Raw genomic sequence first — 16,478 nt, 5'->3', positions numbered from 1 at the left:
CGGGGTATACTTTCGACTATATACGGTTCTAATGTGCATGCATTGGGCCTATTTGTCGGATTATGGATGTGGAGCGCACATGGCGAACACCCAGAACTATATTAACCACCTGCTGCAGAACACCGGCATTACGCCGGCATGCAGCGAAGAAGAGCGCTTGGCTGCCGAGGATATCGCTCAGATCTTCCGCAACCACGGCTTTGACCCCGAGGTTCAGGAGTTCAATGCCCCGGCGCCCAGTAGATTGGCATTTGCCGTTACCGGTATTCTTGCGTTTGCCGGCGCCCTGCTGATGGGCATCGGCGGCGGTATCGGCTTGGTCGGCACCTTGCTGGCCATTGTCGGCGCCGTTCTTTACGTGCTCGAGCGCACGGGCCACCCCGTGGTTTCGCGCCTGGGCAAGACGGGCGTGAGCCAAAATGTCATCGCCTACCACAAGGCCTCGGGCCCGCTCGCGTCTCCGCGCAACCGCCCGGTGGTCGTTGTTGCACACTACGACTCTCCCCGTGCTGAGCTGCTCGCCCGCGAGCCCTATGCTTCGTATCGTGCGCTCATCGCCAAGCTGTTGCCCGTTGCCACGATTGCCCCTGCTGCCGTTGCCATCCTGCGTATCCTGCCGCTCCCCGGCGCGCTCAAGGTTCTGCTGTGGATTGTCGCGATCCTCGCTTCCCTCGTTGCACTTGCCAACGCGGCAAACATCATCTCTAACCGCCACATTCTTCCCTATACGTCCGGCGCGGTGTGCAACAAGTCTTCTGTCGCCGCTATGCTCGGTGTTATGGACAACGTTGCTCCCTTCCAGGGCGAGAACGAGTTTCCCGACGATGTTCCGTTCGATACCTATTTTGGGGAGCAGAAACGTCGTGCCGAGGAAATGGCGCGCGCGGCGGCGGAGTATGCCGCGGCCCAGCAGCAAAACGACTACGGCAACACCATCGAGTACGAAGAGCCTACCTACGCCGAGGACGAGTTCGGTCAGCCGATTGCTCCCGACGCTCAAACCGAGCCCGAACAGGGCGAGGCTTTTGACGAGCAGATCGAGGGCTTTGAGGGTGCGTCTGCCGACGAGACGCTGATTGGCGCCATCGTGCCCGAGGATCAGAATCAGGCTGTCCAGGCCGAAGAGTTCAATGACGAGGTTCCCGCTGCTGAGCCGGCGGAGGAGCCTGCCGCGGCCGAGCCCAAGCTCTATCGCAACGCCGCCGGCAACATCCGCTTTGGTTCGGATGCCATCCGTGCGCTCGGAATGCTTCCCGAGTCCTGCACGCTCGATTACGAGGAGGGCGAGGAGCCGACGTTTGAGCCCGAGCCTGCGCCCGTTGTCACTGCGGATGATGAGTCTGCCGCGGTTACCGCTGCCGTTGCCGAGCCCGAGGCGGTGTCTGCGATCGATCCCGCGGCAGGATTGGACATTTTGGCTCCCGCCGCGCCGGCGCAAGACGTTGCGGACGAGTCTGACGACGATTACGTTGAACAACCGAGGCGCGTGTCTTACGAGAGCGATACTGATTTCTCGGCCGAGATTCCCGCGGCAACGCCGCATGCCGACATTGCATCCGCGTTCTCGTCGATTGGCGCCAGCGCTTCCAACTTCTTTAAGGGTGCGTTTGCAAAGGGCAAGAAATTTGTCGACGATTTCGAGGAGAAGCGCGCTGCCGCACGCGAGGCTGCCGAGCAGGAGGCTATCGCTCAGCAGCAGGCAGCCGAGGCGGCACGTGAGCGCGCGGCGCAAGAGTTCGAGCAGAACGAGGCTATGCAGTCCGTGCCCGTCGACGCCGCCGAAGCTACAACGTCCTTTGAGTCCCAGCAACCGACGTCCGCGGATGTTGTTGAGGCGACAACGTCTTTCGAGGCTCAGCAGCACGTCGATAGCACCATGTCGTTTGATGCCGCGCAGTTCGATTCCACGATAACGTTTGAAAAGCAGGGCACCGCGATTGCCGAGCCCCTTCCTGTGTCCGATGAGCAGGGCGACGCGGTGGACGATGACGAGCCCATTGATGCTGCCGAAATTCAGGATGCTGCCGAGGACGAGCCCGTCGAGGCCAACTCTGACGAAGAGCAGTACGCGGCAGCCGAGCAAGATGATTCGACCGAGGTCGAGCAGGAGGAAGTGTCTGCGGTTTCCGAGACTCCCGAGACGGATGAGTCGAGGCCTTACTCCACGCAGATTTTCACCATGCCGACCCCGAGCGGTTCCGGTGCCACGGTTGCCGATGTTGCTCCCACCCAGGACGAAACAGTCGATTCCCTTATGGCCCAGATTTCCTCCCAGGCATCGCCGCGTCCGCAGATGAATGTTCCCGATCCGGCGTCGGCACCGTCGCCTGCACCTTCCTCGTCTCCGCTGGCTTCGGTCCCCGATCCGTCGCTGCCGTCTATGAAGCAGGCAAACGTTGCGTCTCGCACGTCGCTGTTCGACCTTCCCGATCCCTCTGCCCAGGTCAACGACCCCTTTGCTACTGCCCAGGGTCCCGAACCCACATCGGCACCCGTTGCGCCTCCTATGCCCGTTGCGTCGGGCGCGCAGCCGATCGAGACCATTTCGGCTCCCGCCCCGGCGGCACCCAAGTCTCGCAAGCGCGGCCTGGGTGGCCTGTTCGGTCGTAAAAAGAAAAACGAGCAGGACAGCATGAGTGACTGGCTGGGCGTCGAAGACGATTACGATGCCAAAAAGTCCGGTCGCGGCATCGGTTCGTGGGATAACTTCGAGGACGATAACGATGGCTGGAAGGGTGGCGCTACGTCTTCCGATGGCGCTTCTTCCGAAGATATGCTCTCGGCTGTCGCCTCTATGGGCGATGATGAGCTGCTCGGTCACGATATCTGGTTTGTGGCAACGGGCGCCTCGGATTGTGATGGCGCCGGCATGAAGGCCTTCTTGGCTTCGCATCGCGATAAGCTCCGCGGCGTATTCTTTATCAATCTTGAATCCGTCGGCGCCGGTAGGCTTTCGGTGGTGACGGTCGAGGGCGAACAGCAGCTGCTCAAGGGCGATCGCCGCATCATGAACCTGGTCAGCAAGGTGTGCAAGTCGTTCCATGTCGATTGTGGCGCGCTCGAGATGCCCTATGCCAAGACCGATGCCTATGCCGCGCTCGAGGCGAGCCGCCGAGCCCTCACCATCGCCGGCGTGGACGGCACGCGTCTGGCTTGCGCTCGTACCGAGGACGACCTGCCCCACAATGTCAACCCGACGAACATTGCCACGGTATCCGAGGTCGTGACCGAGGTTATCCGCCGTTCGTAGACGGAGCTCTAAGGAGTCAACGTGTTTTCGTATATTAAGCGCCATTGGCCTGTCTACGTGATTTTGACCTTGATTGCCATTGCGTTAGGATTTGGGGCTGCCTACATCGTGGGTGCAAAGGGCTCGACCCCCGCCTCCGCAATCAGCGAAGAGGTGGAGCAAGAACAGAGTACGGGTGCCGATGGGATTCCTGAGTCCGAGCAGGCAATCGTTGATGGTGGATCTTCGTCTGCAGAGTAGATACGGCGATTTACATGATTGAAAGCGGGCGAGCCAGGGGACTGGCTCGCCCGCTTTTTCATCGCGCTAGCGCTTCTTTGGGGTCGACCTAAGGCGAGCGAACCATAGGGCTGCGGCACCCGAGGTCAGGAGCGCGGTGATGCAAGCGGCGATGGGAACTGATCCTGTTGCCGGTAGGTCCTGCAGTAGGGTACAGCGTTGAATGACACGGTCCTCGTCATGTGACTCAAGTTTATCGCCGCCGCCGTTGCGGCAAAGATCGACGCGTGCGCTGTTGGTGAGTGCGGTTTGGGGCGTATAAGCCGACGTCGCCTGCATGTGCACGATTGCGCCCCGAGCGTCTGTGCCAAGGATTGCTTTGGCATCGTCAAGGTCGTCGTGCTCATCTTTGAGATCATCGCGGGTCCAAGAATCCGCATCGCTTCGAGTCGTAAAGTCGGCGGCTACCGCACCGTATTCAATTCGAATGCCCGTTACGACGGTATTGGGTGTAAGGTCGAGCTCTTCCGCCTCGAGTGTGGTGGATTCCGTGGTCGAGACATCCGCCTTCCAGAGGCGCCAGCCGTCGTAATCGACGAGGCGACAGTCCTCACCAAGGCTCTCTTTTACTTCGTCGGACTCAAGCCAAGGATTTTCGTGTCCATCGTCAAGTGTCGCGTTCGCCGGTTCATCGACGTCTGTCGAGTCCAACGGCGTCGTGCGATACCACACGTTGCACAGACCGTTGAGGTCGCCGATGGCGACGGGGGTTTCGACTGAGACGAATCTCGCCGTATCGTCCTCGGCACACTCAAGATCATCGGTAATTGTGAACTCATCAACCCAGGTAGTTGAATCGTTTCGAGCGTCGATGGTATAGGAGAAAAGCCCATCCGTATTGGTTTGCATCGCGGCACGGTTTTTACCATCGCCGTTAGCCAACAGGCCCTTTTCGATAGGTTGGACAAGTTCCTGACGCTTGTCGACCTGCCCCTTGATCTCGATGGGCGCATCCTTCATCGCGACGGATTGGACTTCTCCCGTATCCTTTATTTCAAACGTTATCTCCTCGGCAAGGTCATAGGTCCGCGGAGACATCATTTCGCGCAACGAGTAGGTGCCGGGTGCAAGATGTTCGACGCGGTGTGGCTTGTCGGATGAGGTCCAGGAGTCTATTTCGGTTTTATCGGGACCATATAAGGCGAGCTGTGCGCCTTCCACTTCCTGCTCACCGCTTGCATCGACCTTGGAGATATCAACCTTGGTGTAATCGTCGGATACGTTAAGCCGTGCTTCTACAACGGGTGTTTTCTGGTCGGCATAAGTAAGGTCGACAATATGGGTTGTCTGATCGAGCAAGAAGCCTGCCGGCGCTTGAGTCTCGACAACCTCGTAGCGTGCGGTGCCAGATCCCAGTGGGAGGTTGCCCGCGCGTGCTTCTCCAGTTTCATCCGTCGTGACGGTCGCGACAGTCTCACCGTCGAGCGCGGCAATGCTACCGTCGGGGCGCACGATATCACCCGAGGCACGGATCTCAAAGACGGCGCCCGCGAGGCTGCTGCCGTCTATGGCATCGGTTTTAACGATCCTGATGTTTCCGGTCGCGGCGTGGTCATAATACGAGGCGATTGCAACGGGCGTTAGGTTCATGTCGGCGGGTATGTTTACCTCGATCTCTTCGCCGACAAGATAGGGCTCTTTGGCCGAGGTTTCGCGTACATAATAGGTGCCCGGCACGAGCGATTCGGGCAGTGTGACGGTCCCGGTCGCGTCAGTCGTAAAGGTGTCCATTACGTTATGTGCTGGATACCAGCAAGTTTGTGAGACAGGTTCGTGATTGCTGTCGAGGAGTTGGAAGGTGAATCCGGCTAGGGGAACAGAAGCGCCTGTTTGGGCATCGCGTTTTACAATCTGGAGATGCGTCGACAGAGCGTGGTTGTCCACGATATATTGAAGCTCGGCGTCGTCGGAAATCTGATTGGCCCCGACGGTCCATTCCCCTGCACGTTTAAAACCCTCGGGGACGGTTTCCGGAACCTCGCGAACCGTGTAGCCGGCACGGTCGTATGGGACGGCTCCGTGGACACCGGCGGGTCGCTTGCCTGCGCCGAACCATGCTTCGGGCTGATCTTTGGTGGAGGCAAAGCCATAGATGTTTGTGATCAGTGTGCCAACAACCTGCTGAGAGCTGTTGCTGACAACCTCAAAGACAACACCACCCGCCGGCTGCTCCAGGCCGGATTGGTCGCTATTGCCGTAATCCTTGAATTTGGAAATCTCAAGGTTAAACGCAATGGGGATATCGGAAACGCGAGATTCGATCTCGACCACGCCTGAATCGCCGAGCTGGTCGGCTCCAACGGTATAGGTCCAGCTGTCGTTGGATGGCAGGTAGCCCTCGGGGGCTTTTGATTCGTAGATGGTAAAGGTTCCTAAGGGGACATCGGCGAGGGCGGCCCGACCGCTTTCGTCGGTCGTGAGGATTTGTGCCCATCCAGGGGTTGATTGCGACACACACGTGAACTCTGCTCCTGCGAGTGAAGATCCCACCTGGGGGCCGGCATTCGTCGCGGCATCGAGTTTTACGATACGCAGGTTGATGGTGCCGGGCTGTTCATCAATGACGACCCGCCCGCCGTCATTCCCCGTGGTAAAGGCAATACGATCGTGGCGGGGGACATAGCCGGCCGGCGCCTTCGTTTCAACTAGGTAGTATGCCGTGTTGGGCAGAAGTGTTGCTTGCGCTCGACCGTTGCTGTCCATCTTGATGGTGCCGACACGCGCGCCGCTGGCGCTCTCAAAAATATCGAATGTTGCCCCGGTAAACTGATAGGTATTGTTTCCGCTGGTAATAACGGTGTTAGCAGACTGCTTTTGGAAGGAAACAGAGACCGCCGGCAGTACATAGAGCATGTCTTGACGTTTGCTGCCGCCCGATACGGCCCCTAGATAGCGTCGCGCGCGGTGCGGAGCGGCTTTGATGCTTCCTGATTTTGCGCTGTCGTGGAGCCACCGCGCAGCCGCCACGACTTCATTGTCGGCGGTAAAGTGTCCGCTCTTGGTTTTACCCTGAGCGGTCGTGTAGGAGTAGGTGCCGTCGACATGGGTAGTGCCGTTGAGCATCCATACGGCAAGCTGGGTGGCGGCGCGGGCGCGATCGGGTGAAAGATGGTAACCGTCAAACGACGTGGTGGTGGGATATCCGTGACAAACGATTGCCGCGAACTCGTCGTCGAGCCACACCCAGCCTTGATCAAAGTTGAGCCATGGGCCACCCGGTTTGGTGGGGCCGGGGCGCTCCTGGTTCATGCAGTAGGCAATCGAGGTGTCTTGAGCTTCATACTTGCCGATGAAGAAGGGCCCACAATCATCGCTAATAGTGCGGAAGCCGAGCTGGTCGTAGCCATCGACGGCAAATGCGGCTCCCGGTGCCAGGCAGCCGAAAAGCAGGAAGAGGAGCAGGAGCAGCGGACCTGTTGCGATTGCGCTGTGGACAGAGTGCGTGGGTGCGTTGGACATGGCTGCTCCTTATCCCTCGTGCGCCGCACGGGGAGGCTGCGACGCGTAGGATGAGGCTACCCCCGAGGTTCATGCGGGTAAGTACCGGAGCCTGACCAAAAGCTTGCCCAATTCCTGACAAATTGAGCTCAAATACAACAATCAAGCAAAAGCGCAGGTAGAAGATAAGGGGAACAGGAAGCCATAGGTCCTCGTCTCCACAATTGACGCGATTTTCAAACGAATCTCCACAGCTAAAACAAGCATCGCCACCCTTGTATCGAACAAGACAACCGCGTTATACTATCCCCCACATATGCGGGCATCGCCAAGTGGTAAGGCATCAGCTTCCCAAGCTGACACTCGCGGGTTCGAGTCCCGTTGCCCGCTCCATTCGAATTTCAGGCACGGTAACGTTTCGTTACCGTGCCTTTTTCAATAAAGTGCCGGGACTCGAACCCGACAGGGTGCGAGCGTTAAATAAACGCGAAGCGTTTATAGCGAGCAGGCAAGGTCGCCGATAGGCGGCCGCAGCCGGTGCGGATTTGCGAAGCAAATACGCGGACGTCCCGTTGCCCGCTCCACCGAGCGCGGGAGAACTCGGGACGGCCAATTCAACAAAGTTTTCCCCATCGTCTCCGTGAATCCGAGGAGATCGCCGCAGCCGGTGCGCGTCCGCGACGCGGGCGCGCGGACGTCCCGTTGCCCGCTCCAATTCCAAAATGTTAGGTTAATGCCTACTGCCCATACTTGCACCTGCGCACGGTACAATGGTTGGGTTACGACCAACGTGCCAATAACCAAAAAGGAGCCGCTATGATCGATCGCTATACCCGCCCGGAGATGGGACACATCTTCTCCCTCGAGAACAAGTACGCCATTTGGCAGGAGATCGAGGTTCTGGCCTGCGAGGCCCAGGCGGAGCTCGGCAAGATCGGTATTTCCAAAGACGAGGCCCAGTGGATCCGCGACCATGCCAACTTTGAGAAGGCGAAGGTCGATGAGATCGAGGAAGTCACGCGCCACGACGTCATTGCCTTCCTGACCAACATGAAGGAATACATCGATGCCGATGTTCCCGAGGGCGACCCCAAGCCCAGCCGCTGGGTTCACTATGGCATGACCAGCTCCGATCTGGGTGACACGGCCCTGTGCTACCAGCTCACCCAGGCCTGCGACCTGATCGTCGAGGATGTCAAGAAGCTCGGCGAGATCTGCAAGCGTCGCGCCTTCGAGGAGCGCAACACGCTCTGTGCCGGCCGCACTCATGGCATCCACGCCGAGCCGATGACCTTCGGCATGAAGTTTGGCTCTTGGGCCTGGGAGCTCAAGCGCGATCTGGATCGTCTTGAGGACGCCCGCAAGAATGTTGCCTTTGGTGCCATCTCGGGCGCTGTCGGCACGTACAGCTCCATCGAGCCGTTCGTCGAGGAGTATGTCTGCGAGCACCTGGGCCTGGTTCACGACCCGCTGTCCACGCAGGTTATCAGCCGCGACCATCACGCCTATCTCGCCGGCGTTCTCGCCACCACCGCAGCCACCTGCGAGCGCATCGCTACCGAGGTCCGCAATCTGCAGAAGACTGATACGCTCGAGGCCGAGGAGCCGTTCCGTAAGGGCCAAAAGGGCAGCTCAGCCATGCCGCACAAGCGCAACCCCATCACCATGGAGAAAGTCTGCGGTCTGTCGCGCGTCGTGAAGTCCAACGCCCAGGTTGCCTTCGATAACGTCGCCCTGTGGCACGAGCGTGACATTTCGCACTCCTCTGCCGAGCGCGTCGCCCAGGCCGATAGCTTCATCGCCCTCGACCACATGTTCCAGTGCCTCATCCGCGTTATCGACGGCCTGCAGCTGTACCCTGCCCGCATGATGGCCAACCTCAATAAGACCCGCGGCCTCATCTTCTCCTCCAAGGTGCTGCTCGCCCTCGTCGACACGGGCATCACCCGCGAGGACGCGTACGCCATTGTGCAGGAGAACGCCATGGCAACTTGGCACGAGGTACAGGATTGTGTCTCCGGCCCCACCTTTAAGGAGCGTCTCGAGGCCGACCCGCGCTGCACCGTCAGTCAGGAGAAGCTCGACGAGATCTTTGATCCGTGGGACTTCCTCACCCGTATCGACACGGTCTTTGATCGTCTGGAGCAGCTGAGCTTCGAGTAGGTTCGGGCATAACGTTAGCTTTTTAGGGCGCTTTGCTGGTAATGTGTGTTGCCGGCAAAGCGCCTCGTTGCATTTAGGGAAAGACGGGGATAATAGTCGTCTCGAATAACATTCTGAGAGGGGATCGCATGATTTCGTTTGATTACAAGCCTCAGGGCGTGTGTGCTCGCAATATTCACCTTGATCTTTCCGATGACGGCAACAAGGTGATGGGCGTTGAGTTTACCGGCGGCTGCGACGGCAATCTCAAGGCTATCTCCAAGCTGGTCGAGGGCGCTCCTGCCGATCGCGTAATCGAGGTTCTCGCCGGTAATACCTGCGGTATGAAAAAGACCTCCTGCGCCGACCAGCTTACACGCGCTATCGAGGCCGCTCGCACCGAGATCGCCTAATGGGTATCGCCGATCACATCAAGAACGGAATATCGCGTCGCGGCTTTGTACTCGGTGGGGCTGCCGCGGGCGCTGCCACGGTGCTTGCCGGATGCTCGAAAAAAACGGGCACCAGCGATGATGCCGCCGGCGAGCCGCAGGTTATCAAGGACGATTCCAAGATCATCTCGATTACGGATGAGTACGAGGCAGTCGACATCGATCTTGAGCCGGCGGCGTCGTGGACGCTGCCTCTGGGTACGCTGCTGTACTACTGCGACGGCGATTACGCCGCGGCGATGATGGCGCCCGCATCGGCGCTGCACGCCAACACACTCGGTGTGCTCAACCTGGGTGATGGCTCGCTTACCACATTAATCGAGGATCCTATCGAGGGCACGGGATATGCATTCTACGATGTCCGTGCCGGCGACGGCGTATTCGCGTGGGTTGAGATGAACTTTGCCAATTCATCGTGGAAGCTCTACGCTCAAAATCTGTCGGGCGCTTCGCTCTCTGGCGACGTGGTTGAGCTCGATCGAGGTGGCAAGGACTATGATCCGCCCCTGTTTACGGCGTTCGGGTCATCGGTCATCTGGTATAAAATGCCTTCGGCAGGCGGCAATAAAACGAGTAGTGATTCGTTTTGCTATCGTCGCTCGCTTGATGAATCCAAGGCCGAGACAATTTGGAAATCGACGGGCCGCTTTGCATCGGCCCCGCGCGCGAGCGACGGCATTTTGACCATCTCGCCGCGTGTCCGCAACGACGAGGGCGTCTACTACGGCATAACGGCAATCGATCTGACCGACGGCAACAACACCAAGCGTGCCCAGCTAGTCCTTCCCTCGTCAGTCTCGCCTTTCGAGGCCGTATATATGGGCGATACCTTCGTGTTTTCTATCGAGGCGGCCTATAGTGGCGTGGGCAGCCTGGGCAATATGGGCACGTATATCGGTAATGAGGGAGGGCCGTACCTCTTTCTGTCACGCGAGCCGCTCGCATGTGCGGCTGGCAAGAAGAATAAATACCTTGTTAAGGTACAGGCGTCGCATTTTCTGATCGACACCTCTACCAAGACCTATGGCTCGCTGCTGTCGCCCGACCGCGCTTTGGAGTATGGCGATTATCCAGCTACGGCGGGAAAATCGGACTCATTCCTTACGTACGCCACGGTGCGTAACAGCCAGGGTATACCAGAGACGGTCACTGCACGCCTATTCTCTCTTTAAGCTTAGAGGGGTTAAAAAGGCGCCAACAGGGGAATAAACGCGTTGTAATTGTGAGTACCGCCCGCCGAGCTGCCGCGTCATAGCGGCATCCGGCGGGCTCAGGTGCGTTAAAATGGGCTTGTTCTTAGCTAATTGAGACAGGGGGGCCGTGTTATGGCTTCAGATGCAAAAAAGATTCTGCTGGTCGAGGATGAGAAGGCAATCCGTGACGCCGTCGCTGCCTATCTCGAGCGCGAAGGCTACTGGGTTGTGGGCGTCGGCGACGGCCAGTCCGCGATCGAGGAGTTCGAGAAGCATCAGTTCGACCTGGTCGTGCTCGACCTTATGCTCCCCAAGATTCCCGGCGAGCGCGTTTGCCGCACCATTCGCGATACCTCGGATGTCCCCATCATCATGCTGACGGCTAAGGGCGAGATCGAGGACCGTATTATCGGTCTTGAGCTCGGCGCCGACGACTATCTGATTAAGCCGTTCTCGCCGCGCGAGCTCGTCGCCCGCGTTCGCGCTCTGTTCCGCCGTGCCCATCAGGCCGACGAGCCCGCCGTCGAGGTACTCGACTTCGGCGATCTGGTCATCGATATCTCGGGCCACAAGATCTTGGTCGAGGGCAAGGAAGTCGATCTGACGGCTTCCGAGTTCAAGCTGCTCACCACGCTTGCCCGCCATCCCGGCCGTGTGTATAACCGCATGGAGCTGGTCGAGAAAGTGCTCGGGTATGACTTTGAGGGCTATGAGCGCACCATCGATAGCCACGTGAAGAATCTTCGCGCCAAGCTGGGCGATGATCCCAAGAAGCCCAAGTGGCTCTACACCGTCCATGGTGTCGGCTATCGCTTCGAGGCTCCGGCCAAGACCGATAAGTCGGACGAGAAATAGGGAAATCACATATGACACCTGCGCGCTTTGAAATCGGACAAAAGCACAAGCAGGAGAGCGAGGCGGGTTCCAAGGCTAGTTGGAACACGCCTCGTTCCGATTCACGGCCAACGATGAGCTATCCCTCGCGCATGGCACTTGCTTTTGCTCTGACATCGCTCATGACGGTATTGGTGCTGGTGGGCGTTGTCTCTGTTGTGTGGGGCACGGTCTTTTCGGATTACACACGCTCCAATATCGTCGAAATCGCAAATTCCGCTGCCGAGAAGTTGGCGACCTCATATGAGGAAAACGGCTCTTGGACCGCGGGAGAACTGCGCACGGTCGCAACGTCGAGTTTGGTTTCCGACGATCTGGGCATGCAGGTCGTCAATAAAAAGGGTGTGATCGTTTATGACGATTCCTGGCCCTCGGCAAGCGCCACCGCCGATGTACGCGAAAACCAGGCTACGACCGACGACACGAGCGGCAAGAGGGCATCGCATAGCCCGGTCTCGTCTGCTCCAACCGACTCCGATAGCGTTGCTAACGTCGAGATTGTAACGTCTTCCGGCGAGCATGTCGGACAGGTAAAGCTGTGGGCCATCGGCTCCGACGCTCTGCTCACCAAGGCGGACTCTGCGTTTAGGGAGAAGACCTTTAACGCCATGGCCCTCGCCGCGGTTGTTGCAATCTGCATTTCGGTCGTTATCGGATCGCTCGTGTCGCGCATGCTCACCAAACCGATTCATCGCATCACCAGTACCGCAAAGCAAATCCGTGACGGCGACCTGTCGGCTCGCACGGGGCTGCGCGGTGATGACGAGATCGATCAGCTGGGTGAGACCTTCGATGAGATGGCCACCTCGCTCGAGAAGGATATGAAACACGAGAAGCGCCTGACCTCAGACGTTGCACACGAGCTTCGCACGCCGCTTATGGCCATGCTCGCAACGGTCGAGGCCATGCAGGATGGCGTGTATCCCACCGACGATGAGCATTTGGAAACCGTTGCTTCCGAGACGCGTCGCCTGGCTCGTCTGGTGCAGCAGATGCTCGACCTGTCGCGCATGGAAAACAGCACGGCTCCGCTCAACCTTGAGCCGGTGGACATGGTTCCTTTCGTGCGTTCCATCGTTAATGCCCAGGAGCGCCTGTTTGTCGACCGCGATCTGCGCCTGCGTTTTGCGGACGAGACCCAGGGTCACGACGATGTCGTCGAGGCCGATCCCGACATGATCACGCAATGTGTTATCAACCTCATGAGCAACGCCATGCGCTACACCCCCGAGGGCGGTTGGGTCGTGGTGTCGGTGCTCAGTGACCGCAAGCACGTCAGCATTGCCGTTTCTGATACCGGCATCGGTATTGCCAAGGACGATTTGTCGCGCATCTTCGGGCGGTTTTGGCGCGCCGATGCCAGCCGCGCCCGCGAAGCTGGCGGCCTGGGCGTTGGCCTCGCCGTGACCAAGCAGATCGTCGAGCGTCACCATGGCTACATATCCGTGGAGTCGGAGCTTGGAAAGGGTACGACTTTTACAATTCATCTGCCCCGCGAGCACACGGCAGACGCGGCATCTACTACAATGGAGCACTAGCTTTTCGCTATTCGGTGAAGGAGGGGCCGCGTCCCTGCCGCTCCGAGTTTGCGAAAACATGCGGGAAAGAACCCGCATTTCTGTCGTATTTAGGTAAGGAGTGACTCACGTGACAACGATGGAGCGTCGTCCGGATTCCCGTGGCAAGGTTCGTGATATTTACGATGCCGGTGAAAACCTGCTGATGGTCGCCACCGACCGCATTTCTGCGTTCGACTTCATTCTTCCCGACGAGATTCCGTTTAAGGGAGAGGTACTCAATCGCATCTCGGCATTCTGGTTCGATAAGTTTGCCGACATCGTCCCCAACCATCTCGTTTCCATCGACCCGGCGGAGTTCCCCGAGGAGTTTGCTGAGTATCGTGACTACCTCGCTGGCCGCGCCATGCTGGTTAAGAAGGCCCAGACGATTCCTATCGAGTGCATCGTCCGCGGCTATCTGACCGGTTCGGGCAAGAAGACCTACGACGAGAACGGCACCGTCTGCGGCATCCAGCTGCCTGAGGGCCTGACCGAGGCTTCCAAGCTTCCTGAGCCGCTGTTCACGCCGTCCACGAAGGCCGAGATCGGTGACCACGACGAGAACATCTCGTTCGAGCGTTGCTGCGAGATCGTGGGCGAGGACATCGCCACGCAGATTCGTGACCTTTCCCTCAAGATCTACAAGGCTGCCGCCGAGTACGCCGCGACCCGTGGCATCATCATTGCCGACACCAAGTTCGAGTTTGGTGTTATTGATGGCAAGGTCACGCTGATCGACGAGTGTCTCACGCCCGACTCCAGCCGTTTCTGGCCTGCTGCCAGCTACGAGGAGGGCAAGATCCAGCCTAGCTACGACAAGCAATTCGTCCGCAATTGGCTCAAGGCCAACTGGGATATGACGGGGGAGACCCCGCACCTGCCCGCCGAGGTCATCGATGGCACGTCCGAGCGCTATCGCGAGGCCTTCCAGATCATCACGGGCTCCCAGTTCACAAGCATGAAGGAGAACGCATAAGTGAGTACCCGTAGCGCCACGAACAAGCGCACGCAATCCCACGAAGTTACCGGGGTTGCGCGCAAGTCTGCCGCATCTGCTAAGCCCGCCCGCCAAGCAGCGAGCTCCGTTCGCGTCGTGCCGGCTTCGTCTAAGGCACGCCGCAAAGAGCTCGAGAAGGGCGAGAACCTCGAGGGCCTCTCTAAAGAGGAGAAGCGCGCCCGCAAGGCCAAGCAGCGCGCCAAGGAGGACCGCATCTATACGGTGTCGAATATCCTCCTCAAGCAGGACGAGGACTACACCAAGCGCCGTCGCATCTGGTGGATTGTGCTCGCCATTGGCATGGTGCTCGTCGTGGCAATTTGGGCCTCGCTGTACTTCGCTCCCGCTGGCATGGTGTCCAGCCCTGTCCAGATGGTCGGCATCGTTTTGTCCTATGTCATCATCCTAGGTGACTTTATCTACGACTTCGCTCGTATTCGTCCCTTGCGCAACATGTACCGCGCGCAGGCCGAGGGCATGTCCGAGAACAAGCTCAACGCTCTTATTGAGCGCGCGGCTGCCGAGGAGGACCAGAAGGACTCCAAGAAGAAGTAGCGTTTGCATTCATACTTATCGCTAAGATATAAGGCGCGTCGTTTTTGCGGCGCGCCTTTTTACTGTTCTATAGATAGATGGAGTGGCACATGATTCGAGCTGCCCTGACGGTCGAAGAGGCTCTGGAGGGCATGAAGGCCCTGGAGCCCAAGATTAAAAACTACGCGCGCCTGGTCGTCCGCAAGGGCGTAAACGTCAAACCCGGCCAGGAGGTCGTCGTTCAGTCTCCGGTCGAGTGCGCGCCTTTTGCCCGCGTGGTGGTCGCGGAGGCTTATGCCGCCGGCGCTGGTCACGTGACGGTTGTTTGGGCTGACGATGCCGTGACGAGGCTCACGTACGAGCATGTCGATAAAAGCTATTTTGAGCAGACGCCCGAGTGGAAGCGCCTGCAACTGGATTCCCTGGCCCAGGACGGTGCCTGCTTTATCTTTATCGAGGGTGCGGATCCTGCGGCCCTCAAGGGCATCGATCCAGCCAAGCCGGCCGCGGCATCCAAGGCGAGGAATACGCAGTGCAAAGTTTTCCGCCGTGGACTGGATTACAACATCAATCCGTGGTGCATCGCCGGCGCTCCGGTCGTGGCTTGGGCACACGAGGTGTTCCTGGGAGACGCCGACGAGGTTGCAATCTATAAGCTGTGGAATGCGATTCTGCACACCGCTCGTGCCGATGGCCAGGACCCGGAGAGCGACTGGGAGCTTCATGACGCGGCGTTCGAAAAGAACCTGCGCTTCCTGAACGACAATCGTTTTGACCGCCTGCATTACACCGCGGCAAATGGAACCGATCTGACGATTGGCATGACGAAGGGTCACGAGTGGGCCGGCGGCAAGGGTAAGACGCCCGATGGACACCCCTTCTTCCCCAACATCCCCACCGAGGAGGTCTTCACCTCGCCTGATCGTATGCGTGCCGACGGTATCGTGTATTCGGCTATGCCGCTCATTCACCACGGTAACAAGGTTGACGATTTTTGGATTAAGTTCAAGGCCGGCCGCGTAGTGGACTACGATGCCCGCGTGGGCAAGGCAACGCTCGCAAGTATCATCGATACTGACGAGGGCGCTGCTCACCTGGGAGAGGTCGCGCTCATTTCCAAGAACACGCCGATCCGCGAAAGTGGTGTTCTGTTCTACGATACGCTCTATGACGAGAACGCTAGCTGCCATCTCGCGCTAGGTGTCGGTTTCCCCGAATGCATCGAGGGTGGGTACGACATGTCCAAGGAGGAGCTCCTGGAGCATGGTGTTAACGTCTCGAGCACGCACGTCGATTTTATGATCGGCACGGACGACATCGATATTACGGGCATTACGCCTGATGGACGTGAAGTTGTGATTTTCCAGAACGGCCAATGGAGTTGGGAATAGTCCCAGACCGTGGTACAATGCCACCCGCGGGCCGTTAGCTCAGCTGGCAGAGCAGGGGACTTTTAATCCCAAGGTCCAGGGTTCGAACCCCTGACGGCCCACCCAAAGATTGTTGAGACGGTCAACTTCGGTTGGCCGTCTTTTTTGTTGCCGGTGCACGGGTTCGAACCCGTCGGGGCGCGGAGCTGAGTAAACGCGTGAGCGTTTGCCAGCGCAGCGCGCAAGGCGCGAAAGCGCCGCAGCGGCCGCCTGCGGAGCAGGCTGAACCCCTGACGGCCCACCCAAAGATTGTTGAGACGGTCAACTTCGGTTGGCCGTCTTTTTTGTTGCCGGTGCACGGGTTCGAACC

11 protein-coding genes and 2 tRNA genes are annotated in these 16,478 nt (G+C 58.8%); 12 read left to right on the top strand and 1 reads right to left on the bottom strand.

The features are described 5' to 3' along the window. Positions 1-79 precede the first annotated feature (79 nt). Both GXM19_RS07745 and GXM19_RS07740 read left to right on the top strand, forming a co-directional pair. Positions 80-3,250, top strand: a complete 3,171-nt coding sequence (locus GXM19_RS07745; RefSeq protein ID WP_006236203.1) for a hypothetical protein — start codon at positions 80-82, stop codon at positions 3,248-3,250. Positions 3,251-3,271: 21 nt separating this feature from the next. Next, a complete protein-coding gene (locus GXM19_RS07740; protein ID WP_022094153.1) occupies positions 3,272-3,490 on the top strand; it encodes a hypothetical protein in 219 nt (72 codons plus the stop codon). Positions 3,491-3,556: 66 nt separating this feature from the next. On the opposite strand, the gene GXM19_RS07735 is transcribed toward GXM19_RS07740, so the two are convergent. After that, positions 3,557-6,988, bottom strand: a complete 3,432-nt coding sequence (locus GXM19_RS07735; protein WP_006236204.1) for a SpaA isopeptide-forming pilin-related protein — start codon at positions 6,986-6,988, stop codon at positions 3,557-3,559. A gap of 297 nt (positions 6,989-7,285) precedes the next feature. Between GXM19_RS07735 and GXM19_RS07730 the strand changes: the two genes are divergently transcribed. The 10 genes from GXM19_RS07730 to GXM19_RS07685 all read left to right on the top strand — a co-directional run bounded on the left by GXM19_RS07730 (position 7,286) and on the right by GXM19_RS07685 (position 16,230). Beyond that, positions 7,286-7,360 (top strand) — tRNA-Gly (locus GXM19_RS07730). Positions 7,361-7,783: 423 nt separating this feature from the next. Further along, the gene (gene purB / locus GXM19_RS07725; protein WP_006236205.1) at positions 7,784-9,130 is read left to right on the top strand and encodes an adenylosuccinate lyase; all 1,347 of its coding nucleotides are present in this window, start codon (positions 7,784-7,786) and stop codon (positions 9,128-9,130) included. A gap of 128 nt (positions 9,131-9,258) precedes the next feature. Then, positions 9,259-9,522, top strand: a complete 264-nt coding sequence (locus tag GXM19_RS07720) for a TIGR03905 family TSCPD domain-containing protein (RefSeq protein ID WP_006236206.1) — start codon at positions 9,259-9,261, stop codon at positions 9,520-9,522. Further along, positions 9,522-10,733: a twin-arginine translocation signal domain-containing protein gene (locus GXM19_RS07715; RefSeq protein ID WP_006236207.1), complete on the top strand. Its 1,212-nt coding sequence runs from the start codon at positions 9,522-9,524 to the stop codon at positions 10,731-10,733. Before GXM19_RS07720 ends, GXM19_RS07715 begins: the two co-directional genes overlap by 1 nt. Before the next feature lie 153 nt (positions 10,734-10,886). Further along, a complete protein-coding gene (locus GXM19_RS07710) occupies positions 10,887-11,609 on the top strand; it encodes a response regulator transcription factor (protein WP_006236208.1) in 723 nt (240 codons plus the stop codon). 11 nt (positions 11,610-11,620) lie between these two features. Further along, positions 11,621-13,186, top strand: coding sequence for a sensor histidine kinase (locus GXM19_RS07705; RefSeq protein WP_040360026.1), 1,566 nt, complete (start codon positions 11,621-11,623; stop codon positions 13,184-13,186). Positions 13,187-13,304: 118 nt separating this feature from the next. Further along, a complete protein-coding gene (locus tag GXM19_RS07700) occupies positions 13,305-14,183 on the top strand; it encodes a phosphoribosylaminoimidazolesuccinocarboxamide synthase (protein ID WP_006236210.1) in 879 nt (292 codons plus the stop codon). Beyond that, positions 14,184-14,759, top strand: a complete 576-nt coding sequence (locus tag GXM19_RS07695) for an ABC-2 transporter permease (protein WP_035136480.1) — start codon at positions 14,184-14,186, stop codon at positions 14,757-14,759. Positions 14,760-14,848: 89 nt separating this feature from the next. Then, positions 14,849-16,129 (top strand): aminopeptidase, encoded by a 1,281-nt coding sequence (locus tag GXM19_RS07690; RefSeq protein ID WP_040360029.1) that lies wholly within the window; start codon positions 14,849-14,851, stop codon positions 16,127-16,129. A gap of 28 nt (positions 16,130-16,157) precedes the next feature. After that, a tRNA-Lys gene (locus tag GXM19_RS07685) sits at positions 16,158-16,230 on the top strand. Positions 16,231-16,478 lie beyond the last annotated feature (248 nt).

Origin of the sequence: Collinsella aerofaciens ATCC 25986 (assembly GCF_010509075.1) — a bacterium.
Lineage (GTDB): Bacteria > Actinomycetota > Coriobacteriia > Coriobacteriales > Coriobacteriaceae > Collinsella > Collinsella aerofaciens.
The sequence above is the reverse complement of the archived record's forward strand: the minus strand, read 5'-3'. Positions and strand labels throughout refer to the sequence as shown.

Coding starts and splice junctions, on each gene's coding strand:
- GXM19_RS07745 (WP_006236203.1), top strand. CDS start 80: ATGGCGAACACCCAGAACTATATTAACCACCTGCTGCAGAACACCGGC.
- GXM19_RS07735 (WP_006236204.1), bottom strand. CDS start 6,988: ATGTCCAACGCACCCACGCACTCTGTCCACAGCGCAATCGCAACAGGT.
- purB (WP_006236205.1), top strand. CDS start 7,784: ATGATCGATCGCTATACCCGCCCGGAGATGGGACACATCTTCTCCCTC.
- GXM19_RS07720 (WP_006236206.1), top strand. CDS start 9,259: ATGATTTCGTTTGATTACAAGCCTCAGGGCGTGTGTGCTCGCAATATT.
- GXM19_RS07715 (WP_006236207.1), top strand. CDS start 9,522: ATGGGTATCGCCGATCACATCAAGAACGGAATATCGCGTCGCGGCTTT.
- GXM19_RS07710 (WP_006236208.1), top strand. CDS start 10,887: ATGGCTTCAGATGCAAAAAAGATTCTGCTGGTCGAGGATGAGAAGGCA.
- GXM19_RS07705 (WP_040360026.1), top strand. CDS start 11,621: ATGACACCTGCGCGCTTTGAAATCGGACAAAAGCACAAGCAGGAGAGC.
- GXM19_RS07700 (WP_006236210.1), top strand. CDS start 13,305: ATGGAGCGTCGTCCGGATTCCCGTGGCAAGGTTCGTGATATTTACGAT.
- GXM19_RS07690 (WP_040360029.1), top strand. CDS start 14,849: ATGATTCGAGCTGCCCTGACGGTCGAAGAGGCTCTGGAGGGCATGAAG.